Raw genomic sequence first — 23,819 nt, forward strand, 5'->3', positions numbered from 1 at the left:
TGCGAGATCGTTGCAGCGGCGGGGACTCGCAACGTTGCAACGTGGGCCGCACGGTGGGACTTCGCCCGGCTGCCGCCACCTCAGCGGCGTGTCGGCCACCACGCGCGGGGGACGACCACGATCACGAGACCGACGAGCGCGAGCGGCGCCGCCAGGCCCCACCAGCCCCGGTCGGCCACGGGGACGAGCAGCGCCGCGCCGACGAGCGCCGACCCAGCACCGGCGAGGACGAGCAGGGGTCTGGCCGTCGAGGCCAGCACGGCCAGCTCGACACGGGCGCGCCCGGCCGTCCGACCGAGCCAGGTCGCGTACAGGAAGACGGGCAGACCGACGCTCACACCGAGCATGGCCGGACCGGGCGGCGCCGCGACCGCGCAGGCGAGGACCAGTGCCGCGACGACGGGTGCGACGCCGACCCCTCGCCCGGTCGCCGCCAGAGCCACGAGCGGCGCGAGGACCCACCACATCGCGGGAGCGGGGCTCGTGCACGCTGCCGCGACGACGGCGGCGAGCGCGGCCGCGCCACCCAGCGCCCAGCGCGGGACGGTCCGCCCTGTCGCGACGTGCACCCGCGCTTCGGGACGCTTCATGCTCCCGCCCCCACGGTGCGGGTCCGGCCGCCGCGGCGGCCGGCGCGTGCGAGCAGCCGCAGGTGCACGGCCGGGTCCCCGCCGTCGGTCCACGCGAAGAGCTCCACGCCTTCCGCACGCATCTGCTGGAGCCGGTCGGCGCGCTCTCGCGCGACGATGCGCCACGCGAGCCGCTGGTCCGCGCTGAGCCCGCCCGTGCGCACCGGGGGGAGCACGTCGACAGCCACCACGCGGTGGCCCGCGCCGCGCCAGCTGCGCGCGACACGCGCCGCGTCGTCGTCGAGGAACGTGGACAGGATCACGACGAGCGCACCGGCGGGCAGGCGCGGCGCACGCACGCGGGCGATCCGGTGGGGGTCGGGCCGCGCGACCGCGAGGGTCTGGACGATCCGCCGCAACGCACGTCCGCCACCGACCGGGGAGATCGGCGCTCGTTCCCGCCCGAGGTCCGTGAGGCCGACCCGGTCACCGCCGTCCAGGTAGGCCTTCGCGAGGCTCGCCGCAGCGTTGCGGGCCACGTCGAGAGACGTCGGGTCGTCGGCGCGCGGCGGTTCGCCTCCCAGCCAGGTGGCCGGATCGGGGCCGACGTCGTCGCGTGAGTCGAGCACGAGCATGACGAGCGCGTCCGCCGTCGCGTGCGTGCGACGGACGTAGATCTCGTCCAGGTCGGGCGAACGGCGCGCCGTCGTGCGCCAGTCGATCCCGCGGAGCCGGTCGCCAGGTCCGAACACGTGCACGTCGCGGAGGTCGCCGCCCTGGCCAGGCCGGCGGGAGGAGTGCGCACCGGTGAGGCCGTGCAGAGAGGTCGGCAGGGGCACCTCGCCGAGGGGCCACGCGCGCGGACGCACCAGGACAGTCGGTGCTGGGACGTGACTGGTCCCGGAGATCGCCTCGAGCGCCGGTGCGACCGACTGCAGGTCGAGGGTGAACAGTCGGCGGGGCCCGGTCCGGACGCCCGGGCCGCTGACGGAGACCCGGCGCGAGCCGGTCGCCCCGAGGTCGACGAGCACGGTGTCCGTGCGTGCACCGCTCGCGCCGGCACCGAGCTTCACCGCACCGTGTGGCGTCCCGCGCAGCTCGATGTCGACCGACACGAGCCCGGTGTCCACGACCATCGTCGCCGGGTCCTCCGCGGCGGTGGCGGGAGGCCCGTCGGGCACCCGCGCGAGTGCTGCCCAGCCGAGCAGCGGTGCGGCGAGCGCCACGACGTCCGGACGGCGCGCGACGACGCCGAGCACGATCGCCACGAGCCCCGTGAGCAGGAGCCAGCCGACGAGCTCGCTGGGATGCCAGCCGGCAGCGGAGCGTGAGGTCATCCGCGAGCCACGGGTGCGGACGCCGGGCCGGGCACCGACGCCAGGATCTGCTCGACCACGGTCTCGGCGGCGAGATCGGCGGCCCAGGCCTGGGTGGTGAGCGTGAGCCGGTGCGCGAGGACCGGCACGGCGATCTCCTTGACGTCCTCGGGCGTGACGTAGTCGCGGCTGTCGATCACCGCCATGGCACGGGACAGGAGCAGGAGCGTCTGGGAGCCGCGCGGGGACGCACCGACCTCGACCGCGGGGTGTTCCCGGGACGCGGCCGCCAGTGCGACGCAGTAGCTCACGATGTCCGGGTCCACGGGGACCGCCTCGACGCCTGCCTGCATCGCCAGCAACGTCGCGGGGTCGACGACGGCGCGCACGCTGGTGGCGTCCTCGCGGCGCGCGAGCCGGCGCGCGAGCACGGCCTCCTCGTCCTCGGTCGTCGGGTAGCCGACGGCGAGGCGCACCATGAAGCGGTCGAGCTGAGCCTCGGGCAGCGGGTACGTGCCCTCGTACTCGACAGGGTTGGACGTCGCCATCACGTGGAAGGGCCGCTCGAGCGGGTGGCTGGTGCCTTCGACGCTGACCTGCCGCTCGGCCATCGCCTCGAGCAGCGCCGACTGGGTCTTGGGGGAGGTCCGGTTGATCTCGTCGGCGAGGAAGAGGCCCGTGAAGACGGGACCCGGCCGGAACTCGAAGGCGCGACGTTCGGGATCGAACACGTACGACCCGGTGATGTCGGAAGGCAGGAGGTCCGGCGTGCACTGGAGCCGCGCGAACCGGAGGCCGAGCGACTCGGCCAGGCTGCGGGCGGCGAGGGTCTTGCCGAGCCCGGGGACGTCCTCGAACAGCACGTGCCCGCCGGCCAGCACGGTGGCGAGGGCCGTGCGCAGGGGGCGGGACATGCCGACGACGACGGTGCCCACCTCGTCCAGGATCTCGGAGCTGAGCCGGGCGACCTCGGCGACGGGGAGTACGGGGGGCTGGCTCACTGCGAGTCCTTCCGGTGGGGGTGCGGTGCAAGAGGTTCCGAGACCGGGGCGCCGTCACGGCTCCCGGCGGCGCCCGACGCGTCCGGGGAGTCCAGGGCGTCGAGGGCGTCGAGGACGCGCCCCAGGGCGGTGGCGTCCGGCAGCTCGCGGGGGCCGCCGCACAGCGCGCGAGCCGCGCGCGCGCCGAGCGCCTGCGTCAGCGTCGCGAGGACGTCGGCGCGCTGCGGGACCATGTCGGCGGGGTCGACCACGGTGCCGTCGCGAGCGAGGCGCACGGTCACCAGCTGCTGGACCCGGAGGAGCACGCGGGGATGCACCCGCCCGTCGCGGGTGCGGACCTGCCAGGACAGGTGAGAGACCTCGTCCCGGGCGCCCCCGGCCACCTCCAGCCGTGAGGCCTCCCACGGGCGGTCGAGCAGCCCGAACTGCAGCGCGATGCCGACCACGACGGTCGCGGCGAGCACGGCGCCTGCGACGACGTGCACCGGCGGCAGGCCGAGCAGCCCGAGCGCGGTGGCGACGCCGACGGCGGCCACCCCCGCGGCGGCCACCTGGCTGATCCGCCCGCGCCACCGTGTCATGCGGCGCCTCCGGGTGAGGTGCTCAGGTCGCTGGTCAGTCGCCGCAGAGCGTCCCGCGCCGCCGTGACGTCCTTCGCGGTGGTGGGCGCTGTTCCGAACCGCACCCGCAGGTACAGACGCAGGAGGGCGTCGGCGGACGGGGCATGGGCGTCCGTCGCCGCGAGCACGGAGCGGGCGAACTCCGACGGGCTCTGGGCGGGGTGCCGGGGTACGCCCGTCCGCTCGGCCGCCCGTTCGAGCACGAGCCACGCAGCGATCACCGCGTCGTGGGAGTCGCGCGCGGCGTCGATCGCCTCGAGCGCCTGCGCGACTGCGTCCTGGAGCTCGTCGACGGCGAGCGCCGGTGCTGCGTCGGCCATGTCGGGGAGCAGGTCGGGCAGGTGCTCCGGCTCGGAGCCACGCGGCGACTCGCGCCACGAGCGCGCTGCGCGGGCCAACCAGCGGCCCAGGCCGACGAGCGCCAGGGCTCCGAGCAGAACCAGCACCGCGACGAGCCAGGCGTTCGAGTCGAGCGGCCCGAGGTCGACCTCGGGAGTCTGGGTGTCGGTCGGCTCGGGCGGGCGCGTGACGGGCTCGGCCGTGCTGATCTCGGGTCCCGGCGGAGCCACGGGCGCGACGTCCGTCGCCCAGGGGCCGAAGGAGGCGGCGCCGAGGGCCGCGACGCTCACGAGGGCGAGCACGAGCAGCACCCGGACGAGGGGGACGGACACGCCGAGCCCGGACGGACGGACGGGACGGCTGCCTGCTGGCCGCCGTCCCGTCGTGGTCATTCGCCGAACGTTAGCGGCTTCGCGCCGCTGCCGGAAGGCGCCGCGCGGAGGTTGCCCGCGCGACGTCGGCTGCTAGTCGTCCTTGGCCTTCGCCTTGGCGGCCGAACCTCGCTCGGTGGTCTCGTCACCGGTGCTGAGGGCGCCGCCCGCCGACTCGAGGTGGGCACGGACGAACCAGTGGAACAGCTCGAGCTCAGCCAGCTGGCCGATCAGCATGTCGTTGGTGACGTCGTCGAGCTCCTCGGTGTCCGCCGCCGCCTGGCGGTGGTCGGTGATGACGCCCTGGTAGACGACGTCGAGCGCCCCGAGGTGGGCGTTCGTGGTGTCGCGGCCCAGCCCGTAGTCGTCCCAGCTGCGCTCCCGCACGATCGCTCCCGGGGTCCCCACGGGCGCGCCACCGAGGGTCGCGATGCGCTCGGCGATCACGTCGACCATCGCGCGGACCGCGTCGACCTGGGGGTCGATCATCTCGTGCACGGCGATGAAGTGCGGGCCGACCACGTTCCAGTGGATGTGCTTGAGGGTGAGCGCGAGGTCGTTGAGCGCGTGCAGGCGCACCTGCAGGATCTCGGCGAGCCGGGCGCCGTCCTCGCGCGACAGCGACGGCACGGTGTACTTGGGCAGAGCCTTCTTGGTGGCCACGATGTTGCCTCCTAGGAGTGTGGGACGTGGTGTGGCCCCAGCATGTCCCGAGTCGCGGGGCCTCGCACCCGGAACGCGTCAGTCCCGGGAGCCGAGCGCGAGCAGGCCCGCGTGCTCCCCGGCGGCGGCCGCGGCGACGAACGGCGACGGGTCGACGTCGAGCCCACGGCCCATCGTCGAGAGCGCGACGGGGGAGGCGGCGAGCTGGTCCTGCGCCGCCTCGCTGAGCCGGTGCTCGACCAGCCGGTGCCGCGTCAGCGTGGCGGCCTGGGAGCGCACGAGCGTGCCGAGGGGGCCGTCGAGGGCAGGCACGACGACGTCGGCCGGGACGAGCGCCACGCGGCCGTACGCGGTCAAGGAGTGGTGCGAGATGCCCCGGTGGCGCTCGCGCGGGTCCGCGGCCGACACCCGCAGGCTCGCGACCGGCCGCCCGCCCAGCACGCCCGCGGCGTTCACGGCCTCACCGGCGGCGACACCGGAGAACCCCCAGCGGGTGCCCGTGCCCAGGTTGCCCGGACCCTGAGCGACGACGACGACGTCGGCGTCCAGCACCGCGCGCGCCGCCAGCAGCCCCGAGTGCACGGTGACCGCCTCGAGGTCGCCGCCGAAAGCCTGACCGACCGTCACGGTGCCGACCAGCCAGCCCGTCTCCCGGAGCGCGCTGGTGGTGCGGGAGAACGCGGCGGGCAGCGCACCGCCGTCGGTCATCACGTAGACGACCCGCAGCGGGGTGGCCGCCCCCGCGGCGCCGCGGACCCCGGCGACGATCGCGGGCAGGGCGGAGTGCAGGTCGGCCACGACGACCGGGAGGCCAGCAAGGTCGTCCGCCTCGCGCAACGTCTCGTGGTGCACGGACTCCTGCTCGTCCACGCCGAGCACCATCGTCTGCAGCGGTGAGTACCGGGACTTGACCAGATGGCCCGGGCCCCGGGCGCCGTCGTCGGGGAGCCTGTCCGGGAGGGCCACGACGAGCGCGTAGCCCCCGGTGCCCAGCCCGCGCTCGAGGGCCGTCGTGTTCAGCAGCACCCGGTCGCCCACCTCGGGGGAGCCCACCAGGCCGGGGTAGGCCAGGGCGCGGACGTCGCCGTCGGGCGTCCGGACCGCCATCTCGGCCGCGCCCGACCACTGTCGCCCGAGCGACACCACCGTCCCTGCCCGCCACGTGATCACGGCTCCACGCTAGCGCGGCGGTAGCGTGTGCCGTGATGAGCACCACCGACGCCGCCGAGCGACTCCTCAACCTTGTCATCGCCCTCATGAACACTCCCGGGCGCATGACCAAGGACCAGATCCGCGCGGGCGTCGTCGGGTACGACGACGCGTCGGATGAGTCGTTCGAGCGGAAGTTCGAGCGGGACAAGGACACCCTTCGCGAGCTCGGCGTCCCGGTCGTGACAGTCGACGACTCCGGGCACGCGGCCGAGATCGGCTACCGCATCGACACGGACGCCTATGCGCTCGCGCCGCTGCACCTGACAGCGGCGGAGCTTGCCGTGCTCGGGCTCGCCGCCCAGCTGTGGCAGGACCGCGTGCTCCGCACCGACACGGGCCGGGCGCTGACGAAGCTGACCGCCGCGAGCGGCACCGGCGTGCACACCGACGCCCTCGCCGCGCTCGCTCCGCGGGTGCGCGAGGCCGGCGGCGCCTACGGTCCGCTGCTCGAGGCCATCCTCGCGCGCCGAGCCGTGCGGTTCGCCTACCGCGCCGCGACGACCGGCCAGCGCGCTCAGCGGCACGTCGAGCCTTGGCGGCTCGCTGTCCGCGGCGGTGGCTGGTACCTGATCGGCCACGACCTGGACCGTGCGGCGGTCCGCGCCTTCCGGCTGAGCAGGATCGACGGGGCCCCGCGTCCCGTCGGACCACCGGGCGCCGTGACGATCCCGGTGGAGGTCGACGTCGACTCCGCTCTCGGCCGACCGCACGCCGACGCCCGCCGCGCGGTCCTCGCCGTCGTACCCGAGCGCGCCCAAGCGCTCCGTGCGCGCGGGGTGGAGCCGGACCCGTGCCCTCCCCTCCCGTCGGCCCTGGCCGGACGCGAAGTCATCGCCGTCGAGTTCGAGGACCTGGCACGGGCGGTCGACGAGATCGCGGCCTACGGGGACGTCGTCGCCGTCCTCGAGCCCGCGGACCTGCGGGCCGCCGTCATCGCCGTGCTGCAGGCTGCCGCGGCTCTCGGGGAGGAGCGTCACGATGGCTGAGCGGGCGAGCGAGCGGCTGGTCCGGCTCCTGGGACTCGTGACCTACCTCGACTCGGTCGGAGGAGCGGTCCCCGTCGAGCAAATCGCGCGGGACTTCGGGGTGCCCGCCGAGCAGGTGCTGCGCGACATCGACCTGCTGTGGGTCTCCGGCACGCCCGGCTACTGGCCGGACAACCTGCTCGACTTCGCGATCGACGACGAGGCGGGCACGGTCTCGGTCGTCCAGACCCAGCGGATCGAGCGTCCGCTGCGCCTCGGCACCCGGGAGGCCGTGTCGCTGATCGCGGCGCTGCGCGCCATGGGCGAGGCGATCGACGTGGCCGCGCCGGAGCTTGCCGACGTCGTCCGCGCGGTCCTGGAGAAGCTCACCGACGCCGCGGGGGAGGCCTCCGGCGCGCTCGACGTGCGGCTGGCGGTCGACACGCGCCCCGAGGTCGCGCACGCCGTCGGCGAGGCCCTCGCCACCCGGCGTCGGCTGCGGCTGCGGTACGTGACCGCGTCCGACGTCGTGTCCGAGCGCACCGTCGACCCCATGCGCCTGCGCACGGAGGACGAGCGCTCGTACCTCGTGGCGTGGTGCCTGCGCGCCGACGACGAGCGCACCTTCCGGCTCGACCGCATCCTCGAGGCCGTCGTGCTCGAGGACGCGAGCGCCGAGCACGCGGCGTCGGCGAGGCCGTACCGGCCTGCGGCCACCGCCGAGCCCGTGCGGGTCACCTTCGCGAGCCCGGCGCGGTGGATCGCGGAGCAGGTGCCGCACGACGGTGTCCAGGAGCACGACGACGGCGCGTTCACGCTCACGCTGCGTGTCGAGAACCACGCGTGGTTGCGCCAGCTGTTGCTCGCCAACGCCGTGCACGTCCGGTCCGTGTCACCCGCGGCGCTCCGGGCCGACCTCGTCGAGGCGGCCGCGTCAGCCCTGCGCCAGTACGAGGACTAGCCTGGCGCCATGTGGTTCTGGATCTGGACGTTCCTCGTGCTCGCCGCGCTCGGGGTCCTGGCATGGTTCGTCGTCGAGCTGGTGCGGCGCGGGTTCCGCCTCGGGCGCGCGCTCAGCGCCGCTGCGGACGAGCTCGGGGCGGCGTTCGACGTCGTGGACGACCGCACCGTGGCGCTCGTCGCTGCCCAGCCCGCACCGCGGACCACGGTCTTCGACGACCCGCGGCGCCTGCGCTACGTCCAGCAGGGGGCCAAGGCCGAGCGCCGGCGACGTCGCTGGGAGCGGCACGCGCCCACGCGCGCGGCCTGGCTCGCCACGTTCCGCGACTAGCATGGACCGCACCTGCCCCGACCTTGGAGCGCCCTGATGTCTAGAAACCCCACGATCTGGCTCGTCGTCATCCTGCTGATCGTCCTGCTCTTCGGCTCGAGCAAGCTGCCCGACCTTGCGCGCAGCGTCGGTCAGTCGCTGAAGATCCTCAAGAAGGAGGTCGGCGACCTGCGCGACGAGGACAAGCCGGCTGCGAGCACGGCGGCACCGACGGCCGCTGCGCCGAGCCCCGCGCCGGTCGTCGTCACCCCGCCCAGCGCAGAGACGGGACCCACGGCCGGGACGGGTGACGTCCCGCCCGCCGAGGGCGGCACGCCCCCCCGGGCCTGACGACCATGGCACGAGGGCCGCGCGACGGCCGGATGCCGCTGCGCGAGCATCTCGTCGAGCTGCGCCGCCGTCTGGTGCTCGCTGCGGTCGGTGTCGCCGCCGGCGCGGTGGTCGGCTGGTTCATCTACCAGCCCATCTTCGAGGTGCTGCAGGAACCGCTGCTCGACGTCGCAGCCGAGCGGGGCACGACCGTCGCACTGAACTTCGCGGGCGCCATGACGGCGCTCGACATGCAGCTGAAGATGAGCGTGTTCCTCGGCGTGCTCGTGTCGAGCCCGTGGTGGCTCTACCAGCTGTGGGCGTACATCACCCCGGGCCTGACGCGCCGGGAGCGGCTGTACTCCGTGGGGTTCGTCGCGGCGGCCGTCCCGCTGTTCCTCGCCGGCGCCGCCGTCGCGTGGTGGGTCCTGCCGCGCGCGGTCGTGCTGCTCGTCGAGTTCGTCCCGCAGGGTGCGCTGAACATCCAGGACGCCCAGGGCTACCTGGGCTTCGTCATGCGGATCGTGCTGGCGTTCGGGATCGCATTCCTGCTGCCCGTGGTCATGGTCGCGCTGAACCTGGTGGGCCTGGTGCGCGCACGGACCTACCTGCGGGCATGGCGCTGGGCCGTGGTGGCGGCGTTCACGTTCTCCGCGATGATGACGCCGACCGCCGACGTGCTGACGATGTTCGCGCTCGCGATGCCGATCTGCGGCCTCTACGCGATCGCGGTCGGTGTGGGCTTCCTGCACGACCGGCGGGCGGACAGGCGCGCGGCCCGGCTGCTCGCCGAGAACGAGATCCCGGCGTGACGCGTGGCGGGACCGCGGGCCGCGGGCTCGTCGGCGTCGTCGTTAACCCCACCGCCGCGCAGGGTCGCGGTGCGCGCACCGGTGCCCGCGTGGCGGACCTCCTGCGCGGGCACGGGCACGACGTCCTCGACCTCTCGGGTGCCGACGCCGCGCAGGCGCTGGGCAACGCCCGACAGGCCGTGATCGACGGCCTCGTGGCGCTCGTCGTCGTCGGCGGTGACGGGATGGTGCACCTGGGGGTGAACGCGGTCGCTGCGACCGGCACGCCCCTGGGCATCGTCGCCGCCGGCTCCGGCAACGACCTCGCTCGGACGGTCGAGCTGCCCCTGCACGACGCCGCGGACGCCTGCCGCGTGATCGCCGACGCCCTCCGGGAGGGGCGTACCCGGCCGCTCGACGCCGTCCGCGTCACGGGCTCGGACCCGATGGCGGGCGTCTGGTACGCCGGCGTGTTCTCGGCGGGCCTCGACGCAGCCGTGAACGCCCGCGCAAACCGGCTCACGTGGCCGCACGGGCACCTCAAGTACCTGCGCGCGGTGATCGGCGAGCTGGGGGTCTTCCGGCCGTACTCCTACCGCGTCACGACGGACGACGAGGTGTGGGAGTCCGACGGCACCCTGGTAGCCGTGGCCAACGGACCGATGTTCGGCGGCGGGATCCGGATCGTGCCCGAGGCCCGGCTCGACGACGGCATGCTCGACGTCGTGCTCGCGGGCCCGCTCACCCGCCCGCAGGTGCTGCGCCTGTTCCCGCAGCTCTACAGCGGCCGGCACGTGCGCTCGCCCGCCGTGCGGATGCTGCGGAGCCGGCAGGTGACGATCGAGGCCGGGCCGGGCAACCCGCCGCCTCCGGCGTTCGCGGACGGTGAGGAGATCGGCGCGCTGCCCTGGCACCTGCGCGTGCACGCGGGGGCGGTCCGGCTGCTCGTCTGATCGCCCCACACCGCGCTGGCGGGCCTCATGGAGCCCTCTGAGTGCGTTCGTGCTGCCGAGGGCCGGTGCTCCGCCCTAGGGTGAGAGACATGACTGAGCTCTCCCCGGCAGAGCGGTACGCGGCGGCCCGGGCCCGGGCCGCACGCGAACGTTCCCAGCTCGGCGCCTTCGTGGCGACGATGGACTTCGACCTCGACCCGTTCCAGATCGAGGCGTGCGAGGCCCTCGAGACCGGTCGCGGCGTCCTCGTCGCGGCGCCCACGGGAGCAGGCAAGACCGTGGTCGGGGAGTTCGCCGTGCACCTGGCCCTGGCCCAGGGGCGCAAGGCGTTCTACACCACGCCGATCAAGGCGCTCAGCAACCAGAAGTACGGCGACCTGGCGCGTCGGTACGGCGCCGAGCGCGTCGGGCTGCTGACGGGGGACACGTCGATCAACGGGGACGCTCAGGTGGTCGTCATGACCACCGAGGTGCTGCGCAACATGCTGTACGCGGGGTCGCAGGCGCTCGACGGGCTCGGCTTCGTGGTCATGGACGAGGTCCACTACCTCGCGGACCGCTTCCGGGGACCGGTCTGGGAAGAGGTGATCATCCACCTGTCCGACGACGTCCAGCTGGTCTCGCTGTCGGCGACGGTCTCGAACGCCGAGGAGTTCGGCGACTGGCTCGAGATGGTCCGTGGCGACACGGCCGTCGTCGTGAGCGAGCACCGTCCGGTGCCCCTGTGGCAGCACGTCATGACCGGGGCGAGCGACGGCGTCGACATGCACGACCTCTACGCGGGGCACGTCGACCCCACCGCTCCCGGCACCAACCCGCCGATCAACCCTGATCTGGCGCTCGCGCTGCGGCGCGCGGCGCCGACGTTCGGCCGGGGCGGCGGGCGCGGCGGAGGCCGGGGGAGCAGGGACCAGGACCGAACGCGGGGCGGGCGGCCCCAGCGCGCCGTGCACCGGGCCTCGCGGCTCGCGGTCGTCGACGCCCTGGACGGCGACGGGCTGCTCCCGGCGATCTACTTCATCTTCTCGCGCAGCGGCTGCGAGGGTGCCCTGTCGGCCTGTCTCGCCTCCGGCCTCCGCCTCACCAGCCCTGCGCAGGCGGACGAGATCCGCGCGTTCGTCGAGGAGCGGTGCTCGACGATCCCGCCGTCGGACCTCGGCGTGCTCGGGTACGTCACGTGGTTGGAGGGGCTCACGCGGGGCTTCGCGGCGCACCACGCGGGCATGCTGCCGCTGTTCAAGGAGACGGTCGAGCAGCTCTTCGCCCGTGGCCTGATCAAGGTGGTTTTCGCGACCGAGACCCTGGCGCTCGGCATCAACATGCCGGCCCGGACCGTCGTGCTCGAGAAGCTGGTCAAGTGGGACGGGCGCACCCACGCGGACATGACGCCGGGGGAGTACACCCAGCTCACCGGCCGCGCGGGGCGGCGCGGCATCGACATCGAGGGCCACGCCGTCGTCGTCGAGCACCCGGGCCTCGACCCGGTGGCGCTCGCCGGGCTCGCGTCGCGACGCCTGTACCCGCTGCGCTCGAGCTTCCGGCCGACGTACAACATGGCGGTCAACCTGGTGGGCCAGGTGGGGCGCGTGCGTTCCCGCGAGGTCCTCGAGACGAGCTTTGCGCAGTTCCAGGCGGACCGCGGCGTGGTCGGCCTGGCGAAGCAGGCCCAGACGCACGCCGAGGCCCTCGCCGGGTACGCGGAGGCGATGACCTGCGACCGCGGCGACTTCTCCGAGTACGCGGCGCTGCGCCGCAAGATCAGCGCGCGCGAGCAGGACCTGTCCCGCAAGGACGCCGGACGCCGCCGTGCTCAGGTGGCGGAGTCGCTCGCGAGCCTGCGGCGTGGGGACGTCCTGCTCATCCCCGCTGGACGCCGTCCGGGCCATGCCGTGGTGATCGACCAGGGGGCCATCCAGGAGTTCGACGGCCCCCGGCCCACGGTGCTCATGGTCGACCGCCAGGTCCGGCGGCTCAGCGCGACCGAGCTCACCGCGCCGGTCGAGGTCGTGGCCCGGATGCGGATCCCCAAGGGCTTCAACGCCCGCCAGCCCGCGTCCCGGCGTGACCTCGCCGCCTCGATGCGGGCCGAGCTCGGTGCCTTCGTGGACGACGGCGTCGGCCGCCGCGGCAAGGGGCGGGCCAGCGGCGCCGACGACCCGGAGCTCGAGCAGCTGCGCCGCCAGCTCAAGGCTCACCCGTGCCACGCGTGCCCGGACCGCGAGGCGCACGCCCGCTGGGGGGAGCGGTGGTCGAAGCTCGACCAGGAGCACCGCGCCCTGCTGCGTCGGATCTCGGGCCGCACCGGAACCATCGCGCGCTCGTTCGACCACATTTGCGACGTGCTCACCACTCTCGGGTACCTCGCTCCCTACCCGGACGGGGACTCCACGGACGACCTCGACGTCACGACGCACGGGCAGACGCTCCAGCGGCTCTACGCCGAGAACGACCTGCTGCTCGCCGAGTGCCTGCGGCGCGGCGCCTGGAAAGGGCTGGACCCTGCGGGTCTGGCCGCCGTCGTCTCCACCGTCGTGTACTCCGCCCGCCGGGAGTCGCACGAGGCCGAGCCGCACCTGCCCGGCGGGCCGCACGGTCCGCTGTCGCGTGCGCTGGACGAGACTGTCCGCATCTGGTCCGAGCTCGACGATCTCGAGTCGTCGCACCGCCTCGACGCGACCAGCGAGCTGGACCTGGGGCTCGTCGAGCCCATCCACCGCTGGGCCTCGGGCCGTGCGCTCGACTCGGTGCTGCGGTCGAGCGAGCTCGCCGCCGGCGACTTCGTGCGCTGGTGCAAGCAGGTCATCGACGTCCTGGACCAGATCTCCGGTGCCGCTCCGGACGCCGCGATGCGTCAGACGGCCGAGCGGGGCGTGCGCGCGCTGCGCCGCGGCGTGGTGGCGTACTCGAGCGTGTGACGTCCTCGGGCGGCGCCGCGGGCGTCCCCGGCCCTCGTTAGGGTGGACGCGTGACCAGGACTCTCTACCGCAACGGCGTCGTGCACTCCGCCTCTCACCCCTTCGCGCAGGCGCTCATGGTCGAGGACGGGGTGATCACGTGGCTCGGTGACGAGGACACCGCGGACCAGATGGCCGCCCCGGAGACGATCGACCTCGACGGTGCCCTCGTCGCCCCGGCCTTCGTCGACGCGGCAGCCGACCTCGACGGTGCTCCGGACCTGGCCGACGCCGCTGCGCACGGCATCGTGGCCGTCCACACGCTCAGGCCTGCGGGCTCGTGGCCGAACGGCGGGCCGGGCGCCGGAGGGCACGACGACCAGGTCGAGGTCGTGGCGTACGCGGCGGGGCGTGGGGTCGTCGACCTCGAGCAGGTGTCGGACGAGGAGGCGCTGCTGACCGTAGAGTCGGCCACCCGTGCCCAGGCGCCGGTGGTGCTGAGGGTGGGCTCGTCGTCCGAGCATCGTGCGCTCGATGTCGTCGAGGCGGTGACGGACCGCACGAGCGCAGCGGCTGTGGCGCGCGCGGGGCACCGGATCGTCGACGTGCGCGACGTCAGCGAGGCGACGAGCGCACGCATCGTCCGGCTCGGCCTGCGCGTGACGCTGGTGCCGCCGCACCTCCCGCTCGCGTCGGCCGCTTCTGCAGGACTCGCGGTGTCCCTGGGGGGCCTGTCCCGTGACCCCTGGGGCGTGCTCCTGGAGGCGATGACCCAGGAGCCTGCGGGGGAGCGGGTCTCGGCGCGGGCTGCGTTCCGTGCGGCGACGCGCGGCGGCTGGCGAGCCGTCGGGCAGGACGACGTCGGAGAGCTGCGCCCCGGCGCGGTTGCGCACCTCGCGCTCTGGCGCGCGAACCACCTCGGCGTCCAGGGCCCGAGGTCGGCCTGGAGCTCGGATGCCCGCGCCGGCACGCCCTTGCTGCCGTTCCTCGAGCCGGACGAGGCCCGTCCGGCATGCCTGCGGACCGTGCGTGCAGGCGTGGTGATCCACGACACGCTCGGCTGACGGACCGACACGCCGCCGCGACACTCCGAAGACCGGGTGAAACAGGATGAAACAGGCACGGCGCTGCCTGCGAATACGTCGCTGACCTGCGCCGTTACTTCCCTTGCATGCGGCACGCCGAGGGGAGTAGGTTGCTTTTTGGTCACGGTCACCCCGCAAGGGGGAGGGCCTCACGGGCGGTCCGGAACCGGACGGCTCGCGGAGCGCCGACGCCACCCGGCAGGCCCGCACGTTCAGTAGACAACGCACCAGTCGGCGACGGCTCGTGCGGTACGAAGGACGTGCGGGCCTGACGGGGATCATGACGTAGCCTGCTCGGGTGTCGACCAGCCCCGCCCGCCGCCTCGTCGCGTTGCTGCTCGCCGTCGCGGGCGGGTTCGCGACCACCGGCGCGTTCCCGGACTACGGCGTGTGGCCGCTCAGCCTCGTCGGGATAGGCCTGCTGTTCCTCGCGCTGCGCGGGCAGGGCGCTGTTTTCTCGTGGTTCCTCGGTACGGCGTTCGGGGCAGCCTTCTTTCTCCCGCTGATCTCGTGGACCGACTACGTCGTCGGCCCGGTGCCCTGGGTGGCGCTCAGCGTCGTGGAGGCCGCGCTCGTCGGCGTGGCGTGCGTCGCGTGGTCGTTCGCCCAACGCTCCCCTGTGCTGCGCAGCGCGGTCCTCGCACCGCTCGTGTTCGCCGTCGTGTGGACCGCCGGTGAGGTGCTGCGGTCCTCCTGGCCCTTCGGCGGGTTCCCCTGGGGTCGGCTCGCGTTCGCGCACGCCGACTCGCCGCTGGGACGCCTCGCGTGGCTCGGTGGTCCGACGCTGGTCAGCTTCGCCGTCGCGGTCGTGGGCGTCCTCGTCGGTCTGGCGCTCTGGCGCCTGACGCGGCTCCAGGTCGGCCACGCAGCCGGCGCGGTGATCGTCGCGTCGCTCGTCCTCGTGAGCGGGCTCTTCGTGCCGCTCAACACCCAGGCCCAGGAAGGGCGCCTCGCCGTGGGCATCGTCCAGGGCAACGTCGCGGAGCCTGGGCTCGGTGCCTTCGCCAACCGCCGTGAGGTGCTCAACAATCACCTCACCGGCACGTACGCGCTGCTGGACACGACAGCACCGGGCTCCCTTGACCTCGTGCTGTGGCCGGAGAACGCCTCCGACGTGGACCCGCGCGTCGACGCCGACGCGGCCCAGCAGATCGACGCAGCCGCGGCTGCGGTGGACGCGCCGATCCTCGTCGGGACCCAGCGCTACGCCGACGGCGGCCGGTACAACGAGGGCGTGCTGTGGGAGCCCGGGCAGGGCATCACCAACGTGTACGCCAAGCAGCACCCGGTGCCGTTCGCCGAGTACGTGCCGCTGCGGGACCTCGCGCGGCGCTTCTCCTCGGCGGTCGACCTGGTCACGACGGACATGCTGGCGGGTGAGGGGGCGGGACATCTCGCGCTCGACTCCGAGCGCCTGGGCCGGGTGGTCGGCATCGGCGATGTCATCTGCTTCGAGGTGGCCTACGACGACGTCGTGCACGGAGCCATCAAGGCCGGGGGAGAGGTGCTCGTCGTGCAGACCAACAACGCCAACTTCGGGATGACCGCCGAGTCGACGCAACAGCTCGCGATGGCCCGGATCCGCGCGGTCGAGACCGGCCGCGCGACGGTCCAGGTCTCGACGGTCGGGGTGAGCGCCGTGATCGACCCGGCTGGTCGGGTGCTGCAGGAGACCGAGCTGTTCACCCCCGCGCAGATGGTCGCTGACCTCCCCCTACGCTCCAGTCTCACCCCTGCGGTACGTGCCGGGGCGGTCCCGAGTTGGATAGTGTGCGTGCTTGCCGGTGCTGCCGCGGTCCTGGGTGCGACCCGGCGCCGCCCCACGGCCTGACGGCCACCTCGACAGAGCTGAGGAACGATGCCCGCAGAGCAGCCAGCCCGCCGCACAGTCGTAGTGATCCCCACGTACAACGAGAGCCTCACGCTGCCGACGACCCTCGCACGCCTGCGCGCCGCCGTGCCAGCGGCGGACGTCCTGGTGGTCGACGACGGCAGCCCCGACGGGACCGGGGCGCTGGCCGACGCCGCGGCCGCCGCGGACGACGCGGTGCACGTGCTGCACCGGTCGGGCAAGCAAGGGCTCGGTTCGGCCTACGTCGCCGGCTTCCGGTGGGCCCTCGAGCAGGGCTACGACGTGGTGTGCGAGATGGACGCGGACGGGTCGCACCTGCCCGAGGAGATGCCGCGGCTGCTCGCCGCGCTCGAGGAGGGCGTGGACCTGGTGATCGGGTCGCGCTGGGTCCCGGGCGGCGCCGTGCAGAACTGGCCCCGGTCGCGCCAGGTCCTGTCCCGCGGCGGCAACACGTACACCCGGCTGATGCTCGACCTGGGCGTCGCGGACGCGACCGCGGGCTTCCGGGCGTTCCGGGCCGAGACGCTGCGGGCGATCGAACTCGGGGCCGTCGCCAGCCAGGGCTACTGCTTCCAGGTCGACATGACGATGCGCGTGCGCGCGGGCGGAGGCGTGGTTCGCGAGGTCCCGATCACGTTCGTCGAGCGTGAGGCGGGGGAGTCGAAGATGAGCCGCGCGATCGTGAGCGAGGCCCTGTGGCGCGTCACCGTCTGGGGCGTGCAGAAGCGCGGGCGGCAGCTCCTCGGGCTGATCCGGCGCCGCTGACCGCTCGTGGGTTGAGCACTGCCCGCAGCCTCCGCACGCACGAAGGGCCCGTCGTGGTGACGACGGGCCCTTCGGGTCGGGTGCGGCTCAGGTCAGGCGCTGCGACGCAGCTTGCCCTCGCGGAGCAGGGTGAGGCGCTCGTCGAGTAGGTCCTCGAGCTCCTTGATGGTCCGGCGCTCGAGCAGCATGTCCCAGTGGGTGCGGACCGGCTTGGTGGCCTTCGGCTCGGGGCGGTCGGCGTCGCGCAGGAGCGCGGTCTCGTTGCAGCGGCACTCCCACTCGAGCGGGACCTCGGCCTCGGTCGAGAACGGCAGGATGATCGTGTGGCCGTTCGGGCAGTCGTAGTGCGCCTGGAACCGGGGGGCGAAGTCCACACCCTCGTCCGTCTCCATGCTCTTGGCGCCGATGCTCATGCCGCGCAGTGAACGGTCTGCCATTGTTCCTCCAAGGCTGGTGTCACCAGCCGGTTGCTTGTCGGTGTCCTGCAGTCTGAACGTCGAGCCTGCGTGCGATGTTCCGCAACCAGGTGAAGGTCCCGTGAACGCGTCCTCAGGCAGAGCTCGGTCGCTTCGTCGCGTCGTCGTTCCCATCGGGCGCACCTGCGCGGGTACGAGGAAGCGGGTGAGATCACGGCCGAGACCTCGGTCACTCCCGGGTTCTAGTGTGGGGAGAAACGGATCGGGCCGCGACCGGAGCGTACACGAGTGCGCTGGGACCGCCGTCCAGATTCCCGCAAGCACGGTGGCACCGCGGGCCTCGGTCGTGCGACGCTGACCGCATGGCAGCCGGAAAGTGGGCCACCGACGTGGTGCTCGCGACGGACCGACTGGTCCTGAGGCCGTGGCGGGCCGCTGAGGCGGACGTGCTGCGCGAGCTGTGGACGGAACGTGACCCGCGCGTGCCGGAGCATCGCCGGATCGACACGCTCGGACGTCCCACGCAGGCGGACCTCGCGAGGCGGATCGTGGCGCGGCCGTCTTCGATGGCTGGGCTGCTGGCGATCGAGCGGAAGGTCGTCGGCGACGTCGTCGGCTACTGCGGCGCCGTCGAGGCGACGCCAGCACGGAGCATCATGGCCCCCCGGATGCTCTGACGGCGGCGGCGGCGTCCGTGGCGGCCTGGAGTCTCTTCCGCCAACCGCCGATAAGGTACATTATGTCAAAACAGCGTGACGGCGCGGTGGGCGCGGCCCGACCGACGTCCTCGTCCCCCGCTCGCGCGACGCGCTCAGGTCAGCCGCACCGCGAGGATCGCGACGTCGTCCCCGCGGTGCTCAGGAAGCATGAGCCGCAGCGCCTCGTCGACGATCTCGTCGAGGCTCAGCCGCTGCGCGACCAGGTCGCCGAGCACCGCCGTCAGCTCGGCCATGCCCTCCCGGACCCCGCGGTCGCGCCGCTCGACCAGGCCGTCGGTGTACAGCAGCACGATCGAGCCCGCCGCGAGCGGCAGCTCGTCCTCGCGTCGCAAAGCCTCTCGCCGCACGCCGAGCAAGATGTCGGGCCGGTGCGCGTCCAGCAACGTCACCCCGCCGTCGGGGTCGACGACGATCGGGTACGGGTGTCCGGCGTTGGACCAGCGCAGGTACGCGCCCGGCACGGAGCCGTCGTCGCTCATGGGTTCGATGCGCGCGATCACGGCCGTGGCGATCGCCTCTCCCCCGAGCCGGAGGTGCGCGTCGTCGACGGACCTGAGCAGCTGGGACGGGCCTGATCCGGTCGTCATGGCCACACCCCGAACCAGGGCGCGCAGCTCTCCCATGGAGGCGGCGGCCTCGATGTCGTGGCCCGCGACGTCGCCGATCACCACCGTGGTGGAACCGTCACCCTGGCAGAACGCGTCGTACCAGTCACCCCCGACCCTGGCGGCCTCGGCGGCCGGGCGGTAGCGCACGACGATCTCGAGCTCCTCGCTCTGCGGTGGCTGGGTGAGCAGCGACCGCTGCAGCCCCTCGGCCAGGCGCCGCTGCTGCTCGTACAGCCGCGCGTTGTCGAGCGCCAGGCCGGCGCGGCCGGCGATGTCCTCGGCGGCCTGCGTCTCCGCGTCGGTGAGCGGAGCGCGAGCCGGGCCGTTGAAGAGGGTCAGCGCCCCGATCGTGCGCCCGCGGGCACGCATGGGCAGCACGCACGCAGACTCGGGGGCGAGCGACTCGAGGAGCTCGCGTGCCTCGCCGGGCTCGAGCACCGCGGCGATCTTCACGGTGGCGTCCGTCGGAATCTTGATGGCGCCGCTGACCTCGAGCGCCCGGAGGAGGTATGCCCCGGGACGCAGCGACGTCAGCCGGAGCTCCGCGTACCGCGCGACGGCCTCGCGGGCCTCGGGCTGGGCGTGCCAGGTCCCGATGTCCCGCAGGCGTGGCCGCCCGTCGCGGTCGGTCTCCGTGGCGAGCGTGACCACGCACCAGTCGGCGAGGCTCGGCACGAGGAGCTGGGCGAGGCGCGCGACGGCCTCCTCCGTGTCGAGGGTCTGGGTGAGCTCAGACGTCACGGCGGCGAGGAGGCTCGCCCGACGCGCGGCCTCCGCTGTCTCCTGCTGGAGCTTCTTGTGGGCGGTGACGTTCAGGAAGTACACGGCGAGCCCGTCGGGCCGCGGCGCCGCGTGGACCTCGTACCAGCGGTCGAGCGGCTCCGGGTAGTGAGCCTCGAATGCGGTGACCTCGCCGGTCTCGACTGCGCGTCGGTACTGCACCTCGAAGTCCGAGCCGACCGCCGCAGGGAACGCGTCCCACACCACCCGGCCGAGCATCGCTTCCCGTGGCGTCAGCAGGACACGCTCGGCCTCGGTGTTGACGTAGGTCATACGCCACTCGCGGTCGAGGGAGAAGAAGGCGGTGGGGATCGACTCGAGGATGCTTGCGACGTGATCGGACTTCGCGCGCTCGGTGGTGGCGTCGAACGCGGCCCCCACCAGGGCCTGGGAGACGCCGTCAGGCCCGCCGATGGCGCGGCCCCGTGCGGTCACCCACCGGCGCCCGTCGGTGCCCGGCACCGCGACGCGATAGGTGAGGGTGAAGCGACCGCCCTCCGCGATCACTCGGCTGAGCTCCTCGTGCACGCCCGGGAGGTCGCGCGGGTCCACCCGCGCGTCGAAGGAGTGGAGGCGGCCGTCGAACTCCCCCGGCGCATAGCCGAAGAGCTCGAGCATCCGCGCGTCCCAGGAGATCCGGTCGCTCGGCAGGTCCCACGTGAAGGTGCCGAGGCTTGCGGCCTCGATCGCGACCTCGGCGAGCAACCGGTCGGGGACGCCGTGCTCGTCGGGGCGCACCACGGCGGACGTCCGGTCCCGCGAGGAGACACCTCCGACCGGCCTGCGCTCGAGCTCGTCCATCCTGTGCTGCCCTCCTGGGCCCCGGCTGGCGCCCGGACACTCGTCCTACCGGCGGATTCTGCCAGCAACCGGTGCGCAGTGTCTGTAGCCACGCTGGATCAGTGCGGCTCGACTACCGTGGTGGCATGTCGCGCCAGGTCACCGCCCCCGCCCGCACCCTCGGTGCGCTCGCCGCTCGCGGCGCCCTCGCCCTCGGCGCCCTCCAGGCCGTCGTCGCCTCCGGGATCGTCGTCTTCGACTACGTGCGCAGGTTTCGGCGCAAGGGTACGGCGCGCTTCCCGCACCGCCCCCCCATGGACGGGGAGCTCGGCCACAACACCACGCGGCTGTACACCTACGGCCAGGACCTCTACGACGACATGCTCGCGTCGATCGAGCAGGCGCGGCACACCATCTTCCTCGAGACGTTCATCTGGAAGGGCGACGCGACCGGGCAGCGCTTCAAGCGCGCGCTCATCGATGCGGCCGAGCGCGGGGTCGAGGTGTTCGTCATCTACGACGGCTTCGCCAACCTCGTGGTCCCTCGGTCGTTCTACGACTTCCCCCCGTCCGTCCGGGTGCTGCGGTTCCCGATCTTCCGCCCAGGGCTGCTGGTGCTGAACGTGCGGCACTCGGGCCGCGACCACCGCAAGATCCTCGTGGTCGACGACGAGGTCGGCTATGTCGGTGGCTTCAACATCGGGACGCTGTACGCCACGACATGGCGGGACACCCACCTGCGCGTCGTCGGGCCTGCGGCCTGGGACCTGCGCAACGCGTTCGTGGACTTCTGGAACGCCGCCCGGCCGGGTGGTCTGCCGACCCTCCCCGACCCCGGCTCCGAGGTGTGGGACCCGAGCATCCGTGTGGCTCGCAACGCGCCGGCGCACCTGCTGTTCCCGATCCGCGGCATCTACCTCGCTGCCATCGACCGTGCGCGCAGCCACATCTTCATCACCCAGGCGTACTTCATCCCGGACCACGAGATTTTGCACGCCCTGCTCGCTGCGGCTCGCCGAGGCGTGGACGTGCGCGTGATCGTTCCTGAGTACTCGAACCACGTCATCACGGACTGGCTCTCGCGCGGCTTCTACAGCACGCTGCTGCGCGGCGGGGTGACGATCTGGCTGTTCAAGCACGCGATGGTGCACGCCAAGACCGCGACGATCGACGGACAGTGGACCACGATCGGGACGGCGAACATCGACCGACTGAGCCTGTCCGGCAACTACGAGATCAACCTCGAGATCGTCGACCAGCCGCTCGCGCGCCAGATGGAGCAGGTGTTCCTCACGGACCTGTCCAACTGCCGCCAGATGACGATCGACGAGTGGGAGCGGCGCTCATGGATCGCGCGCTTCAGCGAGTCGGTGCTCGCTCCCCTGCGTCCCCTGCTCTGACCTGCGTCAGCCAGCGGTGCGCGCCTTGCGCCGCGCGGCGAGCTCGTCCTGGGCGGACGGCGCAGGCTGCTCGTCGTCGAGGCGCTCCGTCGGCAGCTCGGCGAGTGAGCCCTCGACCTCGCGCCACACGCGCCCGACGGCGATGCCGAACACGCCCTGACCGCCCTGCACCAGATCGATGACCTCGTCGGCACTCGTGCACTCGTAGACGCTAGCGCCGTCGCTCATCAGGGTGATCTGAGCGAGATCGTCGACTCCGCGCTCGCGCAGGTGCGAGACGGCCGAGCGGATCTGCTGTAGGGAGACGCCCGTGTCGAGCAGCCGCTTGACGACCTTGAGCACGAGGATGTCGCGGAAGCTGTAGAGCCGGTGGGTGCCGGACCCGGAAGCAGGCCGGACGGTCGGTTCGACGAGCCCGGTGCGTGCCCAGTAGTCGAGCTGACGGTAGGTGATTCCCGCGGCACGGCACGCGGTCGGTCCTCGGTACCCGGTCGAGCTGTCCAGCTCGCTCAGGTCCTCGCCGAACAGCAGCCCCTGGGCAGGAGCCGCCTGTGGGCTCTTCTCCGCGCCGACCTCTGTGCCGCTCACTCGTGCCTCCGTCTCACCGCACCCGTGCCGCGCATGTCGAGCGCCGCTCCCCTGGTGACACTCGTACGCTACGGGCGCCCTCTGACGTCGTCAACGACCGAGGGCGCGACGCGCCCGGCGTGTCGCGCCGTGCGTGTCTTACCTTCAGGTTGAAGTTGAGAGTTGTCCGAACTGTCCGGTTCGGCGACGAGTCAGGCGAGGTCCGCCACGCCTTGTCGCAGCAGCACGGTGTGCAGCTCCGCGAGCGACTCCCCCAGGTCCGCGCCGAGCGCTCCTGCCCGAGCCCGTGCCGACGGTGTGCCGGCGGCACGTAGCGGGGCGACAGCGGCCGCGACCAGGTCGATCGAGCGGTCCGCAGCCAGCCGGGCCGCCCGCAGGTGCCGCGGCTCGACGCCGTGGGCCCCCACCGACGCCGCGATCCGGACTACCTCGAGCGTCCACGGGTCGAAGTGGCCTCGGGAGTCCGGGCGGATGACGCCCGCCTCCATGAGCCCGGTCACGAGCGCGACGTCGACGTCGGCCGACTCCGCGAGCGACTGGGCCGTCAGGCGGTCAGCCGGGCGCAGGTCACCGGCGCCGTCCGGCACCGCACGCGCGAGCGGGACCGAGCCCTGCCCGGCGTCGAGCGCCGCCAGCTCTTCCTTGATGACCTTGAGCGGCAGGTACTTGTCGCGCTGCGCTGCGAGCACGTAGCGCAGCCGCTCGACGTCGGCCAGCGAGTACTGGCGGTACCCGGCGGGCGTGCGCACGGGCTCCACCAGGCCCTGCTCCTCGAGGAACCGGAGCTTCGAGGGCGTCAAGGCGGGAAACTCCGGGCGGAGCGCCCCGAGGACGTCCGAGATCCGCATCGTCGCACGCGTCGAGATCCCGGGGGGCCAGGACTCGACCGCACGAGGGCCGCTGCGCTCAGCCGCAGCGGTCTCGACGTCGGGCGCGGCCTGCTGGACGGACCGCGAGCTCACGCCCGGTCGCTCCCCTGCGCGCCGCGGGCGCCGCCGGGGCGAGGGTGGAACGTCATCCGGAACTTGCCGATCTGCACCTCGTCGCCCGGCGACAGGGCGATCTCGTCGACGCGCGCACGGTTGACGTACGTCCCGTTGAGCGAGCCGGAGTCACGGACGACGAAGCCGTCCCCCGAGCGAACGAACACCGCGTGCTTGCGCGAGACCGTGACGTCGTCGAGGAAGATGTCCGCGCGCTCGCTGCGCCCCACGAGGGTGCGGTCGGAGTCGAGCAGGAACCGCGAGCCGGCCCCCGGCCCTCGCTGCATGAGCAGCAGCGCACAGCCTTGCGGGAGCGCGGCGACGGCAGCCTGCTCCTCGGCGGAGAGACCGGAGACGTACGCGATGCCCTCCGCGGGAGTGGCCGGCACCACGCCGAACACCGCCGTCGCGTCGGCGGCGTGACCGGTGAATGCGCCGCGCTGGTCCCTCGGCTCGGAGCTCTCGGTCATTCGCCCTCCTCGGCGGTGCAGTGATCAGTGGGTGCGAGCAGCAGCAGGCGACCAGTGACGACATCGGCAGTTGCAGACT

The 23,819-nt window shown here is 73.3% G+C and carries 24 protein-coding genes; 12 read left to right on the top strand and 12 right to left on the bottom strand.

The genetic code is table 11. The features are described 5' to 3' along the window. Positions 1-80 precede the first annotated feature (80 nt). The 7 genes from BMZ30_RS05995 to BMZ30_RS06025 all read right to left on the bottom strand — a co-directional run bounded on the left by BMZ30_RS05995 (position 81) and on the right by BMZ30_RS06025 (position 6,049). Positions 81-590, bottom strand: a complete 510-nt coding sequence (locus BMZ30_RS05995; RefSeq protein WP_093376164.1) for a hypothetical protein — start codon at positions 588-590, stop codon at positions 81-83. Then, complete coding sequence (locus BMZ30_RS06000) at positions 587-1,906, bottom strand: DUF58 domain-containing protein (protein WP_093376166.1); 1,320 nt, start codon at positions 1,904-1,906, stop codon at positions 587-589. Before BMZ30_RS06000 ends, BMZ30_RS05995 begins: the two co-directional genes overlap by 4 nt. Then, positions 1,903-2,886, bottom strand: coding sequence for an AAA family ATPase (locus tag BMZ30_RS06005; protein ID WP_229828561.1), 984 nt, complete (start codon positions 2,884-2,886; stop codon positions 1,903-1,905). The genes BMZ30_RS06000 and BMZ30_RS06005 overlap by 4 nt, the downstream gene beginning before the upstream one ends. Further along, positions 2,883-3,467, bottom strand: a complete 585-nt coding sequence (locus tag BMZ30_RS06010) for a hypothetical protein (protein WP_093376168.1) — start codon at positions 3,465-3,467, stop codon at positions 2,883-2,885. The genes BMZ30_RS06005 and BMZ30_RS06010 overlap by 4 nt, the downstream gene beginning before the upstream one ends. Then, a complete protein-coding gene (locus BMZ30_RS06015; protein ID WP_093376170.1) occupies positions 3,464-4,237 on the bottom strand; it encodes a DUF4129 domain-containing protein in 774 nt (257 codons plus the stop codon). Before BMZ30_RS06015 ends, BMZ30_RS06010 begins: the two co-directional genes overlap by 4 nt. 72 nt (positions 4,238-4,309) lie before the next feature. Next, a complete protein-coding gene (locus BMZ30_RS06020; RefSeq protein WP_093376172.1) occupies positions 4,310-4,879 on the bottom strand; it encodes a Dps family protein in 570 nt (189 codons plus the stop codon). Positions 4,880-4,957: 78 nt separating this feature from the next. Continuing rightward, complete coding sequence (locus BMZ30_RS06025; RefSeq protein WP_093376174.1) at positions 4,958-6,049, bottom strand: DUF3866 family protein; 1,092 nt, start codon at positions 6,047-6,049, stop codon at positions 4,958-4,960. A 35-nt stretch (positions 6,050-6,084) separates the two neighbouring features. Here BMZ30_RS06025 and BMZ30_RS06030 point away from each other — a divergent pair, with 35 nt between their 5' ends. The 10 genes from BMZ30_RS06030 (at position 6,085) to BMZ30_RS06075 (ending at position 16,996) form a co-directional block, all read left to right on the top strand. Beyond that, positions 6,085-7,077, top strand: a complete 993-nt coding sequence (locus tag BMZ30_RS06030; RefSeq protein ID WP_093376176.1) for a helix-turn-helix transcriptional regulator — start codon at positions 6,085-6,087, stop codon at positions 7,075-7,077. Next, positions 7,070-8,017, top strand: coding sequence for a helix-turn-helix transcriptional regulator (locus BMZ30_RS06035; protein ID WP_093376178.1), 948 nt, complete (start codon positions 7,070-7,072; stop codon positions 8,015-8,017). Before BMZ30_RS06030 ends, BMZ30_RS06035 begins: the two co-directional genes overlap by 8 nt. Before the next feature lie 9 nt (positions 8,018-8,026). Further along, the gene (locus BMZ30_RS06040) at positions 8,027-8,347 is read left to right on the top strand and encodes a hypothetical protein (RefSeq protein ID WP_093376180.1); all 321 of its coding nucleotides are present in this window, start codon (positions 8,027-8,029) and stop codon (positions 8,345-8,347) included. Positions 8,348-8,383: 36 nt separating this feature from the next. Beyond that, positions 8,384-8,677, top strand: a complete 294-nt coding sequence (locus BMZ30_RS06045) for a twin-arginine translocase TatA/TatE family subunit (protein ID WP_093376183.1) — start codon at positions 8,384-8,386, stop codon at positions 8,675-8,677. Between the two features lie 32 nt (positions 8,678-8,709). After that, positions 8,710-9,468: a twin-arginine translocase subunit TatC gene (gene tatC / locus BMZ30_RS06050; protein ID WP_093376185.1), complete on the top strand. Its 759-nt coding sequence runs from the start codon at positions 8,710-8,712 to the stop codon at positions 9,466-9,468. Beyond that, positions 9,465-10,400 (top strand): diacylglycerol/lipid kinase family protein, encoded by a 936-nt coding sequence (locus BMZ30_RS06055; protein ID WP_093376187.1) that lies wholly within the window; start codon positions 9,465-9,467, stop codon positions 10,398-10,400. The genes tatC and BMZ30_RS06055 overlap by 4 nt, the downstream gene beginning before the upstream one ends. 89 nt (positions 10,401-10,489) lie before the next feature. Beyond that, a complete protein-coding gene (locus BMZ30_RS06060) occupies positions 10,490-13,315 on the top strand; it encodes a DEAD/DEAH box helicase (protein ID WP_093376190.1) in 2,826 nt (941 codons plus the stop codon). Between the two features lie 50 nt (positions 13,316-13,365). Beyond that, positions 13,366-14,358: an amidohydrolase family protein gene (locus tag BMZ30_RS06065; RefSeq protein WP_229828559.1), complete on the top strand. Its 993-nt coding sequence runs from the start codon at positions 13,366-13,368 to the stop codon at positions 14,356-14,358. Between the two features lie 319 nt (positions 14,359-14,677). Then, positions 14,678-16,210: an apolipoprotein N-acyltransferase gene (gene lnt / locus BMZ30_RS06070; protein ID WP_093376193.1), complete on the top strand. Its 1,533-nt coding sequence runs from the start codon at positions 14,678-14,680 to the stop codon at positions 16,208-16,210. 27 nt (positions 16,211-16,237) lie between these two features. Next, complete coding sequence (locus BMZ30_RS06075) at positions 16,238-16,996, top strand: polyprenol monophosphomannose synthase (RefSeq protein WP_093376195.1); 759 nt, start codon at positions 16,238-16,240, stop codon at positions 16,994-16,996. A 92-nt stretch (positions 16,997-17,088) separates the two neighbouring features. Here BMZ30_RS06075 and BMZ30_RS06080 read toward each other — a convergent pair whose 3' ends face one another. Then, a complete protein-coding gene (locus BMZ30_RS06080; protein WP_093376197.1) occupies positions 17,089-17,433 on the bottom strand; it encodes an RNA polymerase-binding protein RbpA in 345 nt (114 codons plus the stop codon). A 341-nt stretch (positions 17,434-17,774) separates the two neighbouring features. Between BMZ30_RS06080 and BMZ30_RS06085 the strand changes: the two genes are divergently transcribed. After that, the gene (locus BMZ30_RS06085; protein WP_093376199.1) at positions 17,775-18,089 is read left to right on the top strand and encodes a GNAT family N-acetyltransferase; all 315 of its coding nucleotides are present in this window, start codon (positions 17,775-17,777) and stop codon (positions 18,087-18,089) included. Positions 18,090-18,223: 134 nt separating this feature from the next. Here BMZ30_RS06085 and BMZ30_RS06090 read toward each other — a convergent pair whose 3' ends face one another. Continuing rightward, positions 18,224-20,320 (bottom strand): SpoIIE family protein phosphatase, encoded by a 2,097-nt coding sequence (locus BMZ30_RS06090; protein WP_093376201.1) that lies wholly within the window; start codon positions 20,318-20,320, stop codon positions 18,224-18,226. Between the two features lie 125 nt (positions 20,321-20,445). Here BMZ30_RS06090 and BMZ30_RS06095 point away from each other — a divergent pair, with 125 nt between their 5' ends. Continuing rightward, entirely contained in the window at positions 20,446-21,699 is a 1,254-nt protein-coding gene (locus BMZ30_RS06095; protein ID WP_093377328.1) for a phospholipase D-like domain-containing protein, read from the top strand. A 6-nt stretch (positions 21,700-21,705) separates the two neighbouring features. Here BMZ30_RS06095 and BMZ30_RS06100 read toward each other — a convergent pair whose 3' ends face one another. From BMZ30_RS06100 to BMZ30_RS06110, 3 genes are all read right to left on the bottom strand, one after another. Next, complete coding sequence (locus BMZ30_RS06100; protein WP_093376203.1) at positions 21,706-22,287, bottom strand: MerR family transcriptional regulator; 582 nt, start codon at positions 22,285-22,287, stop codon at positions 21,706-21,708. A 191-nt stretch (positions 22,288-22,478) separates the two neighbouring features. Then, the gene (ftsR, locus tag BMZ30_RS06105; protein ID WP_229828557.1) at positions 22,479-23,249 is read right to left on the bottom strand and encodes a transcriptional regulator FtsR; all 771 of its coding nucleotides are present in this window, start codon (positions 23,247-23,249) and stop codon (positions 22,479-22,481) included. Further along, complete coding sequence (locus BMZ30_RS06110; RefSeq protein ID WP_093376205.1) at positions 23,246-23,740, bottom strand: FHA domain-containing protein; 495 nt, start codon at positions 23,738-23,740, stop codon at positions 23,246-23,248. The genes ftsR and BMZ30_RS06110 overlap by 4 nt, the downstream gene beginning before the upstream one ends. Positions 23,741-23,819 lie beyond the last annotated feature (79 nt).

The sequence above is a fragment of the Flavimobilis marinus genome (assembly GCF_900113055.1).
GTDB lineage: Bacteria > Actinomycetota > Actinomycetes > Actinomycetales > Cellulomonadaceae > Flavimobilis > Flavimobilis marinus.

What these genes read in the sequence shown, in the direction of transcription:
- BMZ30_RS05995 (WP_093376164.1), bottom strand. Translation starts at nt 590, where the DNA reads ATGAAGCGTCCCGAAGCGCGGGTGCACGTCGCGACAGGGCGGACCGTC.
- BMZ30_RS06000 (WP_093376166.1), bottom strand. Translation starts at nt 1,906, where the DNA reads ATGACCTCACGCTCCGCTGCCGGCTGGCATCCCAGCGAGCTCGTCGGC.
- BMZ30_RS06010 (WP_093376168.1), bottom strand. Translation starts at nt 3,467, where the DNA reads ATGACACGGTGGCGCGGGCGGATCAGCCAGGTGGCCGCCGCGGGGGTG.
- BMZ30_RS06015 (WP_093376170.1), bottom strand. Translation starts at nt 4,237, where the DNA reads ATGACCACGACGGGACGGCGGCCAGCAGGCAGCCGTCCCGTCCGTCCG.
- BMZ30_RS06030 (WP_093376176.1), top strand. Translation starts at nt 6,085, where the DNA reads ATGAGCACCACCGACGCCGCCGAGCGACTCCTCAACCTTGTCATCGCC.
- BMZ30_RS06035 (WP_093376178.1), top strand. Translation starts at nt 7,070, where the DNA reads ATGGCTGAGCGGGCGAGCGAGCGGCTGGTCCGGCTCCTGGGACTCGTG.
- BMZ30_RS06040 (WP_093376180.1), top strand. Translation starts at nt 8,027, where the DNA reads ATGTGGTTCTGGATCTGGACGTTCCTCGTGCTCGCCGCGCTCGGGGTC.
- BMZ30_RS06045 (WP_093376183.1), top strand. Translation starts at nt 8,384, where the DNA reads ATGTCTAGAAACCCCACGATCTGGCTCGTCGTCATCCTGCTGATCGTC.
- tatC (WP_093376185.1), top strand. Translation starts at nt 8,710, where the DNA reads ATGCCGCTGCGCGAGCATCTCGTCGAGCTGCGCCGCCGTCTGGTGCTC.
- BMZ30_RS06060 (WP_093376190.1), top strand. Translation starts at nt 10,490, where the DNA reads ATGACTGAGCTCTCCCCGGCAGAGCGGTACGCGGCGGCCCGGGCCCGG.
- BMZ30_RS06075 (WP_093376195.1), top strand. Translation starts at nt 16,238, where the DNA reads ATGCCCGCAGAGCAGCCAGCCCGCCGCACAGTCGTAGTGATCCCCACG.
- BMZ30_RS06080 (WP_093376197.1), bottom strand. Translation starts at nt 17,433, where the DNA reads ATGGCAGACCGTTCACTGCGCGGCATGAGCATCGGCGCCAAGAGCATG.
- BMZ30_RS06085 (WP_093376199.1), top strand. Translation starts at nt 17,775, where the DNA reads ATGGCAGCCGGAAAGTGGGCCACCGACGTGGTGCTCGCGACGGACCGA.
- BMZ30_RS06090 (WP_093376201.1), bottom strand. Translation starts at nt 20,320, where the DNA reads ATGGACGAGCTCGAGCGCAGGCCGGTCGGAGGTGTCTCCTCGCGGGAC.
- BMZ30_RS06095 (WP_093377328.1), top strand. Translation starts at nt 20,446, where the DNA reads ATGTCGCGCCAGGTCACCGCCCCCGCCCGCACCCTCGGTGCGCTCGCC.
- BMZ30_RS06110 (WP_093376205.1), bottom strand. Translation starts at nt 23,740, where the DNA reads ATGACCGAGAGCTCCGAGCCGAGGGACCAGCGCGGCGCATTCACCGGT.